Raw genomic sequence first — 14,885 nt, 5'->3', positions numbered from 1 at the left:
ACTGGAGTCATGAAGACGCTCAAGTTCAGCTTTTTGTTGGTCAGTGATAAAGATTTTCATGGGGACAGCATGATCTCCTGTTGCTGAAAAATCAAGCGTCTTCAATGATCACGGGTATATACGTTTTATTGCTTCTGGCGGTTGCGCCTATTTTGCCTTCAATAACCTTGTAGTGGATCAGTACATTGAGGGCACCCTCTAAACCCCGGGCAATCATATCCTGCTGGTAAATTCTCGGTTCTCCCGTCTCGGCCGTTATCGCCGGGATACCATTTTGAATAAAGGTTGTCTCCATTGAGCCGGCTTCGCCGGGATCTTTCTTAATTTGATCGGCCGGAAAAAGTTCTGCAATCGTCCGGGCATCCGCATTGCGGTAGTCGGCATAAATGAACAGCGGATAAGCCGTTCCGGTAGACTGGGTGTGATAGTCAATCGCCAGGTCTACATTTCCCTTGTAAACCTTATTCCACATCATCCATGCCTGACGCTCAGCAGTGTTACCCGTTTCTTTTCCCGGATGTACGCGGTTGTAGTCGATCGTCTCACTACCATCGGTTGAAACAGACCATGTCCGGGAAACCCTTTCAAGACCAGAACGGTTTGGGCCAATAATACCAATAACGCTTCCTTTCATTTTGGCGGGGTCCAGTTGTTCCATCACTTTTTGTACGATGCGAACCCCATTTAGCTCATCCCCGTGGACGCCAGCCTGAAGCAGAACTTTCTTCCCGTCCGTTTTCCCTTTTGCCACCATTATGGGGACATACCATCGCTGTCCCGTTCCTGTCTCAACCCCCTCGAACATGAAGCGATGTTGTCCTGCTGTCAGGTCAGCTACATCCAGAGTCGAGATAACAGGTACTCCCTGCACCTTATCACCCGTATACACCGTTGCCGCGTGAGTCATTGAGCATGGCAACGCTAAGCTGAGAGCGAATGCGATACGGCTAGTAGATATCTTCATGTGCGTCATTTTCCATTTGATAGGGTTGAGATTTTTATTTTCTGGCATGGGCCGTGGTTCGTGCTCATTAAGTTAATAGTGATTTTATGAGGCCAGCCAGTGGCACGATCGGGAAATGTGAATTTGCATAGGTTAGCGCTCCGGCGTCAGGAACAGGATTTGCGCGATCCATCTTCCTGCCCGGCTTCTTCTTTCCAACATACCTCACAAAAAACGATCCTCCTCTTTGATCAACTTTTCATCTTCGCCTATATGACTAGTCATGAAATTTTAAATGACTAGTCATATAGGGAGAGAGCATGAACACATCGCTACCGGCCAATTTTTTATGGGGCAACTCGGTCTCCAGCATGCAGACGGAGGGCGCGTGGAACGAGGGCGGAAAGGGCATGTCGGTCTACGACATCCGTGAAGCCGGGGAGAATATTTCCGACTGGAAAGTGGCGACCGACTCCTACCACCGCTACCGGGAAGATTTCGACCTGATGCAGGATCTCGGCATGAACTGCTACCGCTTCCAGATTTCCTGGAGCCGCGTCTGCCCGCAGGGAGACGGTGATTTTAACGATGAAGGCATCGCGTTTTACGACCGCTTTATCGATGACCTGATCGCCCGCGGCATTGAGCCGATGATCTGCCTGTACCACTTCGATATGCCGCTGGCGCTGGCGCAGGAGTACAACGGCTTTAACGACCGCCGCGTGATGGAGGCCTTTATCCGCTACGGTAAAAAGATGATCGACTGCTTTGGCGACCGCGTGAAGTACTGGCTGACCTTCAACGAGCAAAACATCTTCCATATGCCGGAAGCCTTCCGCATTTCCGGTTATATGAAGGGTGACAAAACCCTGCGCGAGCTGTACGAGCTGCAGCATCATACGATGGTGGCGCACATGGCGCTGACCGAATACCTGCACCAGACCAAACCGGGCAAGCTGATGGGCGGCATGCTGGCGCACCAGCTGATCTACCCGGCCACCTGCAAACCGCGCGATATCTTCTGCGCCCAGCAGTATGACGAATTCCTCAACCAGAACCTGCTGCGCGTCTTTGCCGGGCAGGGCTACAGCCCGGCGGTAATGGCGGTGGTGGAGCGGGAAGGGTTTGGCGATATCTACCGCGCCGAGGATTTAGCCCTGCTGGCGCGCACCAAAAACGACTATATGGCCTTCAGCTACTACGCCAGCAAAACGCTGGACAGCGACGCCATCCCAGAAGGCACGCCGGTGAACGATTACCTGCTGCACGGCGAGAAAAACAACCCCTACCTGAAGGCCACCGAGTGGAACTGGCAGATCGATCCGCTCGGCTTTCGCACCATCATCACCCGCTACGCCAACGACTGGCGGATGCCGGTCTTCCCGATTGAAAACGGCATTGGGGTGATTGAGGCGTGGGACGGCGTGAACCCGATTGAGGACACCTACCGCATCGACTACCACCGGGCGCATATCGAGGCGATGAAAGCGGCGATGTTCGAGGACGGGGCAGAGGTCATTGGCTACCTCGGCTGGGGGTTAATCGACATTCTCAGCTCCCAGGGCGACATGCGCAAGCGCTACGGCGTGGTCTATGTCAACCGTGAAAACCACGATCTGAAAGACCTCAGGCGCGTGCCGAAGAAGAGCTACGCGTGGTTAAAACAGGTTATCCATACCAACGGACGCGAGATGTAAGCCGTACGCTGCCGGGCCGTTTTTGTGACTGATTGATGGGAACTCTCCGCTATGTCTGAAACAAAAATCACACCGCATATGCAGTCCTTTGTTGATAAATTTGTCGAGTTCTCGGCGCGCCTGGCAAACCAGGTGCACCTGCGTTCTCTGCGCGACGCCTTCGCCACGGTGATGCCCATCTTCATCCTCGCCGGCCTGGCGGTGCTGGTGAACAACGTGGTGTTTCCGTGGATTTTTCACGGCGATACGCTGGCACACTTCAAAGTGTGGGGCGAGGCGATTATTAACGGCACGCTGAACATCGCCGCGCTGCTGCTGGCGCCGATGATCGCCTGGTCGCTGGCGCGCAACAAAGATTTCGACAATCCGGTCTCGGCAGTGGTTATCGCCGTGAGCAGCTTCATCATCATGATGCCGATGCGCCTGCAGGTTACGCCCGTCGGCAGCGATGCCACGGTGAACGTCACCCAGGTGCTGACGTTCGCCAATATCGGCTCGACCGGGATTTTCGCCGGGGTGCTGATTGGGCTGCTCTCAACGGAGGTGTTTATCGCCATCTCGCGGCTCAGGGCGCTGCACATTTCGCTGGGGGAAAACGTGCCCCCGGCGGTGAGCAAATCCTTCACCGCGCTGATCCCGACGATCCTCACGCTCTCCCTGTTCGCGGTGCTGGCGGCGATACTGGCAAACGTGCTGCATACGGACCTGATCCATCTCATTACCACCTTTATCCAGCAGCCGCTGCGGCTGATCAACACCAGCCTGCCGGGGACGATTTTCATCTATAGCTTCGGTAACTTCCTGTTCACGCTGGGGATTCACCAGTCGGTGGTCAACAGCGTGGTGCTGGAACCGTTCCTGCTGATCAACACCAACGAGAACATGCTGGCCTTCGCCAACGGCCAGCCCATCCCGCACATCATCAACAATATCTTCGTGCCGACCTTTGGCATGGTGGGCGGGACGGGCAGCACGATCTCGCTGCTGATCGCCATCTTTATCTTCTCCCGGCAAAAATCGGCGAAGCAGGTGGCGCGCCTGTCGCTGGCGCCCGGATTATTCAACATCAACGAGCCGGTGATTTTTGGCCTGCCGATCGTGTTTAACCTGCCGCTGATGATCCCGTTTGTGCTGCTGCCCGCCATCGGCATCTGGTTTGCGTGGCTGTGCACCACGCTGGGGTTAATGTCGCGCTGCGTGGTGATGATCCCGTGGACTACGCCGCCCATTCTCAGCGCCTGGCTGGCCACTGCAGGGGACTGGCGGGCGGTGGTGGTGCAGTTGGCAATCATCGTATTTGGTGTATTCTTCTACCTGCCTTTCCTCAAAATTGCCGAGCGAGTGGCCTTGAAAAACAGCGGGATAGAAAACTAACTGAAAGGAAGGACGATGGCGGCGAAGTACATCACCATAGCGCGGGAAATCAAGAAACGCATTATCAGCCAGCAGTACGCCGCCAACGAACCGCTGCCGGACCAGTTTGCGCTGGCGGCGGAGTTCAGCACCAGCCGGATGACCATCCAGCAGGCGATGCGCCAGCTGATCGTCGAAGGTCTGGTCTATACCCGCCAGGGGCAGGGCACGTTCATCCGCAAAAACTTCCTCCAGCTCTCGCAGTGGGATCTCTCCGGCAGCGACTATTTTGGCGCCACCAAAACCTGGGAACATCTGGGGACGGTCACGAGCCGGGTGGTGCATTTCGAGCTGCGCTTCCCGAACGAAAAGGAGCAGGCCTCGCTGATGGTAAACGCCGATGCGCCTGTCTATGACTTCATTCGACTGCGCTTGCTGAACGGCGAACCGATGTCGCTGGATTCCACGGTGATGCCGATGAATCTGGTGCCGGGCCTGACGAAAAACCATCTTGAAGGCTCTGTGTTTAAGTACGTGCAGGAGACGCTGGGGCTGAAAATTATGGGGTCGTACCGGGTGGTGAGGGCGCTCAAGCCCAGCGCGCTGGACAGAGAGCATCTGGTCTGTGAGGAAACCGATCCCGTACTGGAAGTGGAGCAGGTGATTTATCTCGAGGACGGTACGCCGCTGGAGTACGCCCACTGCCACTATCGGTACGACCACGGCGGGATCGTGATCGTGAATAACGGATAAAAAAAAGCGGGCAACGTGGCCCGCTTTTTTAATGCTTCGCTATCAGTTCAAGCGCACCGGCATACCGGAGCGGTTCTGTACGGCCTGGTCAACGATGGTCGTTTCCACGTCTGGCTGAGAGGTCACCGCCTGCACCGCGCTGTTCAGCGTAACAGGAACAACTTCGTTGTTGTTGATCTGGTCTTCGCTGGTGGACAGCGGGTTGTGCACTTCGATGTAGCGGCTGCCGTCTGGCTCAGAGGTCGCTTTCACCGGTTCGTTGATGAACTGCACGCGCGTACCGACCGGCACGTTTTCAAACAGGAACTTGATGTCGTCGTTACGCAGACGCACGCAGCCGTGGCTGACGCGCAGGCCGATACCGAAGTTGGCGTTGGTGCCGTGGATAGCGTACAGGCGGCCAATGTACAGCGCGTACAGACCCATCGGGTTATCCGGGCCCGCTGGCACAACGGCCGGCAGCGGTTCGCCCGCAGCGATGTATTCCGCGTGCATTTTGGCGGTCGGCGTCCAGGTTGGACCCGCTTTCTTACGCTCAACTTTGGTGGTCCAGTTCATTGGGGTGTCTTTACCCAGCTGGCCGATGCCGATTGGCAGCACGATCACGGTGTTGGTGCCTTTCGGGTAGTAATACAGACGCATTTCCGCGCTGTTAATCACGATACCTTCATGAACGGTATCCGGCAGGATCAGCTGCTGAGGGATATTCAGCACGGTACCCGCTTTTGGCAGATACGGGTCAACGCCCGGGTTCGCTTCCAGCATGTTAGACAGGCCCAGCTGGTACTGCGCCGCGAAGTACTCCAGCGGCTGCGAGTTACCTTCAGGAACCGTCACCACCTGGTTTTGACCCACCAGACGGCTACCGTCTGTAGGCAGAGGGTACGTCACCGCAGACGCGGTCTTACAAAAACCTACTACGGCTAACGCCGCCGCAAAAAGCGTTGTTAATTTCATGTTCATGTTGTGCGAGGTATCTAAGCCATTCTGGCGATGAGTTGATAAGTCTGAATCTGTGATGGGAGCGCATTATATGTGCATTCCCGCTCACTGGGAATTCAGATGTGTACGAAATCACATTTTTTTCGATTTTGTTAAAGTTTAGTGGATTGCCGCAACACGGGATCTCAATTCGGAATTGTGGCATAATGCCGTGTTTATCACACTTTTCGCAGGAATCTCCCCGTGTTAGTTACCAGCAACGTCACTATGCAGTTTGGCAGTAAGCCGCTGTTCGAAAACATTTCCGTCAAATTTGGCGGCGGCAACCGTTACGGCCTGATTGGTGCCAACGGTAGCGGAAAATCCACCTTTATGAAGATCCTCGGCGGCGACCTGGAGCCGACGCTCGGCAACGTATCGCTCGACCCTAACGAGCGCATCGGTAAGCTGCGTCAGGATCAGTTCGCCTTCGAAGAGTTCACCGTGCTGGACACCGTGATCATGGGGCACGCGGAGCTGTGGGAAGTGAAGCAGGAGCGCGATCGCATCTACGCCCTGGCTGAAATGAGCGAAGAAGACGGCTACAAGGTGGCCGACCTGGAAACGCAGTACGGCGAGATGGACGGTTACTCGGCGGAAGCCCGCGCGGGCGAGCTGCTGCTGGGCGTGGGCATTCCTGTGGAACAGCATTACGGCCCGATGAGCGAAGTCGCGCCGGGCTGGAAGCTGCGTGTTCTGCTGGCGCAGGCGCTGTTCTCTAACCCGGACATCCTGCTGCTCGACGAACCGACGAACAACCTGGATATCGACACCATCCGCTGGCTGGAGCAGACGCTGAACGACCGCGACAGCACCATGATTATCATCTCGCACGACCGTCACTTCCTGAACATGGTCTGTACGCACATGGCGGATCTGGACTACGGCGAGCTGCGCGTCTATCCGGGCAACTACGACGAATACATGACGGCGGCCACCCAGGCGCGCGAGCGTCTGCTTGCGGATAACGCCAAGAAGAAAGCGCAGATTGCGGACCTGCAGTCCTTCGTTAGCCGCTTCAGCGCCAACGCCTCTAAGTCGCGTCAGGCGACCTCGCGCGCGCGTCAGATTGACAAAATCAAGCTGGAAGAGGTTAAAGCCTCCAGCCGTCAGAACCCGTTCATCCGCTTCGAGCAGGACAAGAAGCTGTTCCGTAACGCGCTGGAAGTGGAAGCCCTTACCAAAGGCTTCGATGAAGGCCCGCTGTTTAAAAACTTCAACCTGCTGCTGGAAGTGGGCGAGAAGATTGCAATTCTGGGCGCCAACGGCGTGGGTAAATCCACTATGCTGAAAACCCTGGTCGGCGAACTGCAGCCGGACAACGGCACCGTGAAATGGTCCGAAAACGCGCAGATTGGCTACTACGCGCAGGACCATGAGTACGAGTTTGAAAACGACCTGACCGTCTTCGACTGGATGAGCCAGTGGAAGCAGGAAGGCGACGACGAACAGGCGGTGCGCAGCATTCTGGGTCGTCTGCTGTTCAGCCAGGACGACATCAAAAAGCCTGCAAAAGTGCTCTCAGGTGGTGAAAAAGGCCGCATGCTGTTCGGCAAGCTGATGATGGAAAAACCCAACATCCTGGTGATGGACGAACCGACTAACCACCTGGATATGGAATCGATCGAATCGCTGAACATGGCGCTGGAGATGTATCAGGGTACCCTGATCTTCGTCTCTCACGACCGTGAGTTCGTCAGCTCGCTGGCGACCCGCGTGATTGAAATTACGCCAGAGCGCGTGGTGGACTTCACCGGTAACTACGAAGATTACCTGCGCAGTAAAGGCATCGACGGCTAAAAAAAAAAGCCCGGTGGCGCTGCGCTTACCGGGCCTACGGTTCAGCTTGTAGGCCGGGTAAGGCGAAGCCGCCACCCGGCAATGTTTAAAGCACCCACTCGCTCCCTTCAACCCCGTTCACCAGCAGCGTACGTTTTTCCCCCGCCGGTAATGACACCTTCAGCGCCTTCCACGCCGGGCGATAGTCTCCGCGCGCGTTCACCTTCAGGTTGATGTTTGCGCCGTCGCACACCATTTCCCATTCCACCCACAGCGCATTGCCGTTCTGATAGCCCCAGGACTCGCCGTCGTCTTCAAACAGCAGCCCCGAGGTCGTGCCGACGCCTTTCACCGGGAACAGCTTCAGCTCGCGGGTCGTATCTTTTTCAGCACTCACATGCGTGATGCGCTCGCTCAGCGGCAGACCTGCTCCGGCGCGCACCAGCAGCGGCAGCTTTTCCAGCGGCGCATCGAGGACGATGGACTGCCCGCCCGCATACCACGCGTGGGTGTAAAAATCGTACCAGCCCGTTTCGTTATTCGGCAGCCAGACCCGGCGCTCGCGCTGCCCGGCTTCGACGACGCTGGCCACCAGCAGGTCGCGGCCCAGCAGGAAGTCGTCGCACTCTTCGAAGGTCTGCGCGTCGTGCTCGTGGTCGAGGAAGGTTGGGCGCAGCATCGGCTCGTCGTCGGCGTGCGCCTGCCAGAGCAGGGTGTAGAGATACGGCAGCAGGCGGTAGCGCAGCTCAATCGCGCCGCGAATCGCTGGCGTGACGCCCGGGTACATCCACGGCTCGTTCACCGTGTGGTCATCGTTCCACGAGTGAATGGTAAAGCGCGGATGCATCACGCCGTTCTGCACCCAGCGCACGAACAGCTCGGCGTCCGGCTTGTCGCCGGAGAAACCGCCGACGTCGTGGCCGACGTTGAACAGCCCGGAGAGGCTCATGCCCAGCCCCATGCGGATGTTATAGCGCAGGGTATCCCAGTTAGTGCGGTTATCGCCGCTCCAGGTCTGGACGTAGCGCTGCATTCCGGCACAGCCGGAGCGGGAGATGAGATACGGACGTTTTTCCGGCGCAAAGCGCTGCTGCGCTTCCAGCGAGGCGCGCATCATCAGCAGCGGCATCACCGGGCGAATGTGCTTGATGGCGATCTCCCTGCCGAAGCCGAAGCAGCGCGCTTCCCCGTCCCACACTTCATATTCGTTGTTGTCGTTCCAGGTGGAGTCGATGCCCATCTCCAGCAGCTGCGTGGTCACGCCTTCCTGCCACCACTTCACCGTCTGCGGGTTGGTAAAGTCGAGGTGTGAGCCTTCGTCATCCCAGAAGCTTGAACGCTCCGGCGCATCGGTTTCTGAATCGCGAATAAACAGGCCGCTCTCCGCCACTTCGCCGTAGCGCGGATGATCCTGCAGCAGACACGGCTTGATGTTCGCGGCAAGCTTTAACCCGGCGTCGTGAAACGCCTGGCTCATCACCTTCGGCTGCGGCACCTTGTCGTAGTTCCAGTTAAAGACGTAGCGCTTGCCGTTGATGGAGGTATAGCCAGACGAAAGCTGGAACGAGTCGCACGGAATAGCGTGCTCTTCGCACAGGCGGATGAAGTTCATCAGCTGGTTTTGCGCGTCCGGCGCGTCGGTATAGTGCATGGTCGAGCCGCTGTAGCCCAGGCTCCACTTCGGCCCGAACAGCGTTTTCCCGGTCAGGCGCACGAAGGCCTTGGTGACGTCCAGCACGCGCTTGCCGGTAAAGAGGTAGTAGTCGATATCGCCCGCTTCCGCCTGCCAGCGGCGGTAGGCGGTGTGGTAGTTGTCGATTTCGTTGCCCAGATCAAGCCAGCAGCTGCTCAGGTTGTCGTAGAACAGGCCGTAGCTGACGTCGTCACGGCGGGTGAGGGTGAACGGAATGTGCTTGTACAGCGGGTCGGTGCTGGCGGCGTTGTAGCCCATGGCGTCGAGGTTGCGCATCTCGTAGCGTTTACCGTTGCGCTGCAGATCGCCCCCTTTTTCGCCCAGTCCGTAGAAACGCTCGTCCCTGCGGCGGCTGAGGTAGTGCGCCGCGCCGTCGCCGTGGGCGTTCAGCAGGTAGGCGCTGGTGGGGCGGTCGTTGACCAGAGGCTGCCACTCGCCCGCCTCGTTGCGATAGTGCCACTCCAGCCACAGGGGCTGGTGGACGGTAACGCGAAGCTGTTCGGTCGCCACCGTCACGGAATTTTCCTGCTGCGTCAGGGTCCAGGCCGGACAGGAAAAGCCGCTTATATCGTCACGACGGCGACCTTCCCACGGCACGTCTTTTTCCGGCGCGATACTCCAGGTACGATCGAGCGCCAGTTCGCCTTTGCGCTTGATCAGCACGCGGAACAGGTTCTCTTCCAGCACATACAGGCACAGACGGTGCTGGTTATCCACCAGCAGTTCCAGATGGTTTGCCGACTGCGTATCAACGGTCCAGTTTTTCAGGGTTTTCATATGCAATACATCCACTATCAGGCGCGCTTGGCGCGACGTTCAGCAATAAATGCTACCAGGAAGACGGCGCCAATCAGGTCAAAGAAGCCCATGGCGATAAAGAGCGGGTTAAAGCCGATTTTGTCGGCGGTCACCCCGATTAACAGCGAGAACAGGAAGCTGGCGATCCACGCCGCCGAGCCGCGCATGCCGTTGACGGTCGCCATCTGGCCTTTGTCGAACGACTCCACCACCAGGGCGCTCAGCATGCAGGAGATGATCTGGTGCCCGAAGCCGCCGATGGAGATCAGCACGATGGTGATATACGGGTCGCGGGTAATGGCCACGATGCCCAGCGAGATCATCAGGAACGCGCCGGTCACGGAACTGGCGACCACCGAGTTAACGCGGGAGCAGCCGAACAGGCGGGCGTACAGACGCGTCAGGTAGCCGCTCGCCACGCTGCCGAGGTCGGCGGCGAGGAACGGCAGCCAGGCAAACATCGCAATCTGCTTCAGGTCCATACCGTGCTCTTTGGCGAGGTAGAGCGGCACCCAGAAGCTCAGCACCGCCCAGGCCGGTTCCGCCATAAAGGCCGGGATGGCGATGCCGTAGAAGCGTTTGTTTTTCGAGACGGTTTTCAGCGCGGTCAGGAAGGGCAGCTTCACCGCAGGCGGTTCGTTATCCTGCTTGATAAACGCCAGCTCGTCCTTGCTCAGGTTCGGGTGCTGCTCCGGGTTATGGTAGAACGCCCACCAGAGGATCACCCACAGCAGCGCCAGCACGCCGGTAAACATAAACGCGCCCTGCCAGCCGAACGACGCATGCGCGAAGTAAATGATGGGTGGAGCCAGCATCGCGCCAACGGAGAAACCGACGCCCGCCCAGCCCGCAGCAACGGGACGCTCGGATTTCGGGAACCATTCGCCGATGGTTTTGGCGTTCGCCGGGGTCGCGGCGGCTTCGGACGCCCCCATAAAGAAGCGCAGAATAGCGAGGTGCAGCCAGCTTCCGGCCCCCGCGTGGAAGATACACATCAGCGCCCAGATCCCGGCGCACACCATAAAGCCAATCTTCAGGCCAATAACGTCAATCAGCCAGCCGCACAGGGGCTGGAAAATGGTGTAGGCGATCTGGAACGCGCCGACTATCCAGGAGTACTGCTCGGTGGTGATCCCGAGGCTCTCTTTCAGTTCCGGGGCGAGGATCCCTAATGAATTTCGGGTGATGTAGTTAACGGTGACGCCAAGCAGGAACAGCACCAGTACGTACCAGCGCAGGTTCTTGATGACGCGACGGGTTTTGCTTGTCGCTACGGTGTTATTGATGTCCTGACTCATTTTACTCTCCACAAGACGGACGGTAAGGGAACGGAGGTTCAGGTGTCACACAGATTTTTATGCCTTTGATTTCTATCCGTTTAAACTGTCTAAGTTGGTATACAACTAGTATGGAAGTTGTGTGACAAGTTCACCTTAAGGGAGAAAATGAGCGGACAATAGTGGATTTTGTGCAAAGTTTCTCATAACGGGCGTAAACCCTCTGGCATGATGGCCTTTATGCCCGTTATTACCTGACGAACACGCTATGAAAATTTTTTCATTTCGCAAATGGAGCCAGATCACAAAATGGATAAAAGGCTAAAAATCACCGAAATCGCGGCCCGTACGCAGCTCTCTATCAGTACCGTTTCCCGCGTGCTGGCGGGCAAAGCGAACACCAGTGAAAAAGCGCGCGCAAAGGTGCTGGCGTGCGCGCGGGAGCTGGGGGTGATCGAGGGCATGGCGGCGGGACGGCTGCTGCTCAATAGCCTGGTGGTTTTTGCGCCGCAGCGCGCCTTCGACGAGCGGTCCGATATCTTTTACTACCGCGTGATCCAGAGCGTGAGTAAGGGCCTGGCATCCCACGACGTGCGCCTGCGCTACTGCGCGCTGGAGGAGAACGACAGCGACGCCCAGCTGTTTCTGGCGCGCATGAACGAGTCGGACACCCAGGCGGCAATCCTTCTTGGCATTGACGATCCGCATATCCACGATCTGGCGGTGGACGTGGGTAAACCCTGCATGCTGATTAACTGCCGCGACCGGCACATGCGTCTGCCTGCCGTCGCGCCGGATCACCGCGCCATTGGCGAGCGGGCGGCGGAATACCTGTTCGAGATGGGGCACCGTGAGGTGATGAACGTGCTGTGCCTGCGTCGCTACACCATGGAGCTGCGCCTGGCGGGGATCCGCGACGCGTGGCGCGCCCATAATCTGTCGTTCAGCGATAAACGCGATCTGCTGGTGGTACCGAGCTTCAGCGCGCGCGAAACGGAACAGGCGGTCAGCGGCTGGCTCAGCGAAGTGCAGGGCAGGGATTTGCCGACCGCGTTCCTGGTCGGCGGCGACTTTATGGCGGCGGGCACCATCAGCGCCTTACAAAACCACGGATTGCGCGTGCCGCAGGACGTGTCGGTGATGAGCATCGACGGCTTTAACCTGGCGGCAATTCAGGATGTGCCCTTAACGGCGGTGCATGTTCCCCGCGACGAGCTGGGAACGGAAGCGGTATACATGCTCCAGCAGCGGCTGATGCGCCCGGACGCGCCGGTGGGAACCTTGCTGCTTAACGGTACGCTGGCCGTGCGGGAATCGGTTCGGCGGATACGTCAGGGGAAACGACGCACCGCCGTGGAGCGGGAAGGGCTATATGACAGTTAGGCCATGCCCAGCGCGCGCCTGCCGTGGATATTGAGATCGTTCACGGTAAAGCGGTCCTGCCAGGTTTTTTCATAATCCTCACGCGGGAAGTCTCCCGGCGACGCGCCGGTTTCCAGGGCTTCCTTGACCTTTTTTGCGTAGGCGAGGTTTTTCTCGCACATCGGCGCGGCAGGAATGTACATCACGTTGCCCCATCCCTGCTGATTGTCCACCGGTGCGACGGAGTGGATCACATCGCAGTGCCACCACACGGAATCGCCCGCCTCAAGTGCCGGAATGCTGGTCAGCGCCTCGATGAGCAGCGGGTGCCACTTCTCGGAAACCGGCAGCACGCGGCCCGGCGCCACGCCGCAGAGCTCGTCTTCCGGCACGTCGTCCAAAAGCGGACGCAGCAGGATGTAGGCCATCGCTTCCGGGATCGGCACCACGTGCAGCAGACCCTGGCCTGGGATCATGTCCGACAGCGCCGTCCAGCCCTGGAAGGTGCGGAACACCGAGCACTTGGTGGTGTTGTCCACGGTGTACTCTTCTACCTCGGTGCGGTGCGCGGCGTTCCACGGATCGTATTTCTCAACGTTGCCGTCAAACACGCGGGCAAAGACCTGCTGGTAGGCCGGCAGCAGCCAGCGCTCCAGCGCGCCGGAGTCGGTATGCGCGCCCAGCCCTTTCGAGGTCGTTCCCGGCGGACGGCGGCGAATACGGTCCGGATAAATCACGCTGACGTCCGGGTTAAACCACGTTTTACCGTTGCTCTCGAACGTCCATAAACGGTTCAGGAACGACTGCACCTGCGCCATCTCTTCGCTCTGGCGCGCCTGCATCTGCGCCTGGGACCAGTAAATCGGGTAAATTTCCGGACGGGAGGCGGTCAGGGTACCGAAGAAGTTATCGCCCGGCCCTTTGTACACTTCGTCAAACTTGTTCAGATCGAGGTAGTCGAGCATCGACCGATCCCACGCCAGCGCCTGTTCGCGCGGGAAATGACCTTTGATCACCGCGCAGCCGCGACGCTTAACCGCCTCGCGCTGTTCAGCGGTGATGGTGCCGTTTTTCACATCGGCAAACGGGATCTCCGGCCAGACGGTTTCGCCTTTGTTCTTAAGGGCGTTGATTTCCGCCACGCGGGTGGCAATTTTATCGCTGAGCGTATTAAACACCGCCTGCACGTCGCCGATCTGCGCGCGCAGCTCGCGCTTCAACTGGCGGATTGTCGCTTTGTGGTCCGCCGGCAAGGTTTCACTGGTAAGGGTCATAACTGCCTCGCATCTTTCATTTGAAAGTAAAAGTATCTACAAATGATACTTTAAGTTAAAAATAAGTTAATGCAAGTTTAAAAACTTGACGGAAGCCACAGGACGGAAAAAGAGTGAGGATGCCGGAGCGAGGCTCCGGCGAGGAGAGGATCAGGCGTCGAACGGGGAATGGCTGTCGAGCACGGCCTGAATGACGTTAAGCGCGCCCTGATGGTTGTTGTCGTCGGTGCTGTAGCGGCTGATTTCTTTGATGCTTTCCGCCGCGTTGCCCATCGCAAAAGAGTATTTCACCAGCTTCAGCATCTCGGCATCGTTGCCGCTGTCGCCAATCGCCACGCACTGTTGCGGGGAGAGCTCCCAACGCTTCAGCAGGCGGCTAATGCCGTTGGCTTTATGCAGGCCTGGAATAATCAAATCGACAAAGCCAAAGCCGCTGGTGACCGGCTTCATGATGCCGTCCAGAGAGACGTGCAGCTTATCGATCAGGTTTGGGATATCGCTGTCCGGCAGGTTCAGGGAGAATTTAAACAGCACGTCGTTAATCTCGTGATAGTCGCTGACGCGCTTTAAGCGGTGGTAGTGCTTTGACATCAGCGACACAAATTCATCCGGCGCTTTATCGCTCACGTACGCGCTCTCCAGCCCGCAGGCCACGAAGTTCAGCGCTTTGTCTTTCAGCAGCTCGCCAATCACGATTTGCGACTCGTGGCGCGTCAGCTCGCCGTGGAAAATCTGCTCGCCGCGATCGAACACCAGCGCGCCGTTTTCCGCCACGAAGGAGATGCGATCTTTCAGCTCGGGGAAGAAGGAGATGAGCTGGTAATACTGGTTGCCGCTGGCGACCACGAATTCAATGCCGCGGGCGTTAAGCTGCTCAAACTGTGCCTGGAAGCGGTCGCGATCGTACTGCTTGGCATCATCAAGGAAAGTTCCGTCCATATCGGTGACGATAACTTTAACGGTCATACTGTGCTC

At 57.8% G+C, this 14,885-nt stretch carries 11 protein-coding genes; 5 read left to right on the top strand and 6 right to left on the bottom strand.

The window, feature by feature from the left end; genetic code table 11:
* Nucleotides 1–91 precede the first annotated feature (91 nt).
* Nucleotides 92–1,012: a succinylglutamate desuccinylase/aspartoacylase family protein gene (locus ACJBF3_RS13220; protein ID WP_406545150.1), complete on the bottom strand. Its 921-nt coding sequence runs from the start codon at nucleotides 1,010–1,012 to the stop codon at nucleotides 92–94.
* 251 nt (nucleotides 1,013–1,263) lie between these two features.
* On the opposite strand from ACJBF3_RS13220, the gene ACJBF3_RS13215 reads away from it, so the two are divergent.
* The 3 genes from ACJBF3_RS13215 to ACJBF3_RS13205 are packed head-to-tail and all read left to right on the top strand — an operon-like array spanning nucleotide 1,264 to nucleotide 4,746.
* Complete coding sequence (locus tag ACJBF3_RS13215; RefSeq protein WP_045327423.1) at nucleotides 1,264–2,640, top strand: glycoside hydrolase family 1 protein; 1,377 nt, start codon at nucleotides 1,264–1,266, stop codon at nucleotides 2,638–2,640.
* 51 nt (nucleotides 2,641–2,691) lie between these two features.
* Nucleotides 2,692–4,014 (top strand): PTS sugar transporter subunit IIC, encoded by a 1,323-nt coding sequence (locus tag ACJBF3_RS13210; RefSeq protein WP_045327421.1) that lies wholly within the window; start codon nucleotides 2,692–2,694, stop codon nucleotides 4,012–4,014.
* A gap of 15 nt (nucleotides 4,015–4,029) precedes the next feature.
* A complete protein-coding gene (locus ACJBF3_RS13205) occupies nucleotides 4,030–4,746 on the top strand; it encodes a GntR family transcriptional regulator (RefSeq protein WP_045327420.1) in 717 nt (238 codons plus the stop codon).
* A 42-nt stretch (nucleotides 4,747–4,788) separates the two neighbouring features.
* Here ACJBF3_RS13205 and ldtB read toward each other — a convergent pair whose 3' ends face one another.
* Nucleotides 4,789–5,709: a L,D-transpeptidase gene (gene ldtB, locus ACJBF3_RS13200; RefSeq protein ID WP_032639080.1), complete on the bottom strand. Its 921-nt coding sequence runs from the start codon at nucleotides 5,707–5,709 to the stop codon at nucleotides 4,789–4,791.
* A 222-nt stretch (nucleotides 5,710–5,931) separates the two neighbouring features.
* Between ldtB and ACJBF3_RS13195 the strand changes: the two genes are divergently transcribed.
* Nucleotides 5,932–7,527, top strand: a complete 1,596-nt coding sequence (locus ACJBF3_RS13195; protein WP_008501187.1) for an ABC-F family ATPase — start codon at nucleotides 5,932–5,934, stop codon at nucleotides 7,525–7,527.
* An 85-nt stretch (nucleotides 7,528–7,612) separates the two neighbouring features.
* Here ACJBF3_RS13195 and ACJBF3_RS13190 read toward each other — a convergent pair whose 3' ends face one another.
* Complete coding sequence (locus tag ACJBF3_RS13190; RefSeq protein ID WP_045327419.1) at nucleotides 7,613–9,976, bottom strand: TIM-barrel domain-containing protein; 2,364 nt, start codon at nucleotides 9,974–9,976, stop codon at nucleotides 7,613–7,615.
* Between the two features lie 17 nt (nucleotides 9,977–9,993).
* A complete protein-coding gene (locus tag ACJBF3_RS13185) occupies nucleotides 9,994–11,295 on the bottom strand; it encodes an MFS transporter (RefSeq protein ID WP_045327418.1) in 1,302 nt (433 codons plus the stop codon).
* Nucleotides 11,296–11,583: 288 nt separating this feature from the next.
* Here ACJBF3_RS13185 and ACJBF3_RS13180 point away from each other — a divergent pair, with 288 nt between their 5' ends.
* Nucleotides 11,584–12,657 (top strand): LacI family DNA-binding transcriptional regulator, encoded by a 1,074-nt coding sequence (locus ACJBF3_RS13180; protein ID WP_045327416.1) that lies wholly within the window; start codon nucleotides 11,584–11,586, stop codon nucleotides 12,655–12,657.
* Here the strand turns inward: ACJBF3_RS13180 and ACJBF3_RS13175 are convergent.
* The gene (locus ACJBF3_RS13175) at nucleotides 12,654–13,910 is read right to left on the bottom strand and encodes a DUF1479 domain-containing protein (RefSeq protein ID WP_045327414.1); all 1,257 of its coding nucleotides are present in this window, start codon (nucleotides 13,908–13,910) and stop codon (nucleotides 12,654–12,656) included. The two genes, ACJBF3_RS13180 and ACJBF3_RS13175, sit on opposite strands and share 4 nt — an antisense overlap.
* A 150-nt stretch (nucleotides 13,911–14,060) precedes the next feature.
* Nucleotides 14,061–14,876 carry a Cof-type HAD-IIB family hydrolase gene (locus tag ACJBF3_RS13170; RefSeq protein ID WP_045327413.1) on the bottom strand — a complete coding sequence of 272 codons (816 nt, stop codon included), beginning with the start codon at nucleotides 14,874–14,876 and terminating at the stop codon, nucleotides 14,061–14,063.
* Nucleotides 14,877–14,885 lie beyond the last annotated feature (9 nt).

Origin of the sequence: Enterobacter sp. PP-008-ECC_S150 (genome assembly GCF_045257065.1) — a bacterium.
Taxonomy (GTDB): domain Bacteria; phylum Pseudomonadota; class Gammaproteobacteria; order Enterobacterales; family Enterobacteriaceae; genus Enterobacter; species Enterobacter chengduensis.
The sequence above is the reverse complement of the archived record's forward strand: the minus strand, read 5'-3'. Positions and strand labels throughout refer to the sequence as shown.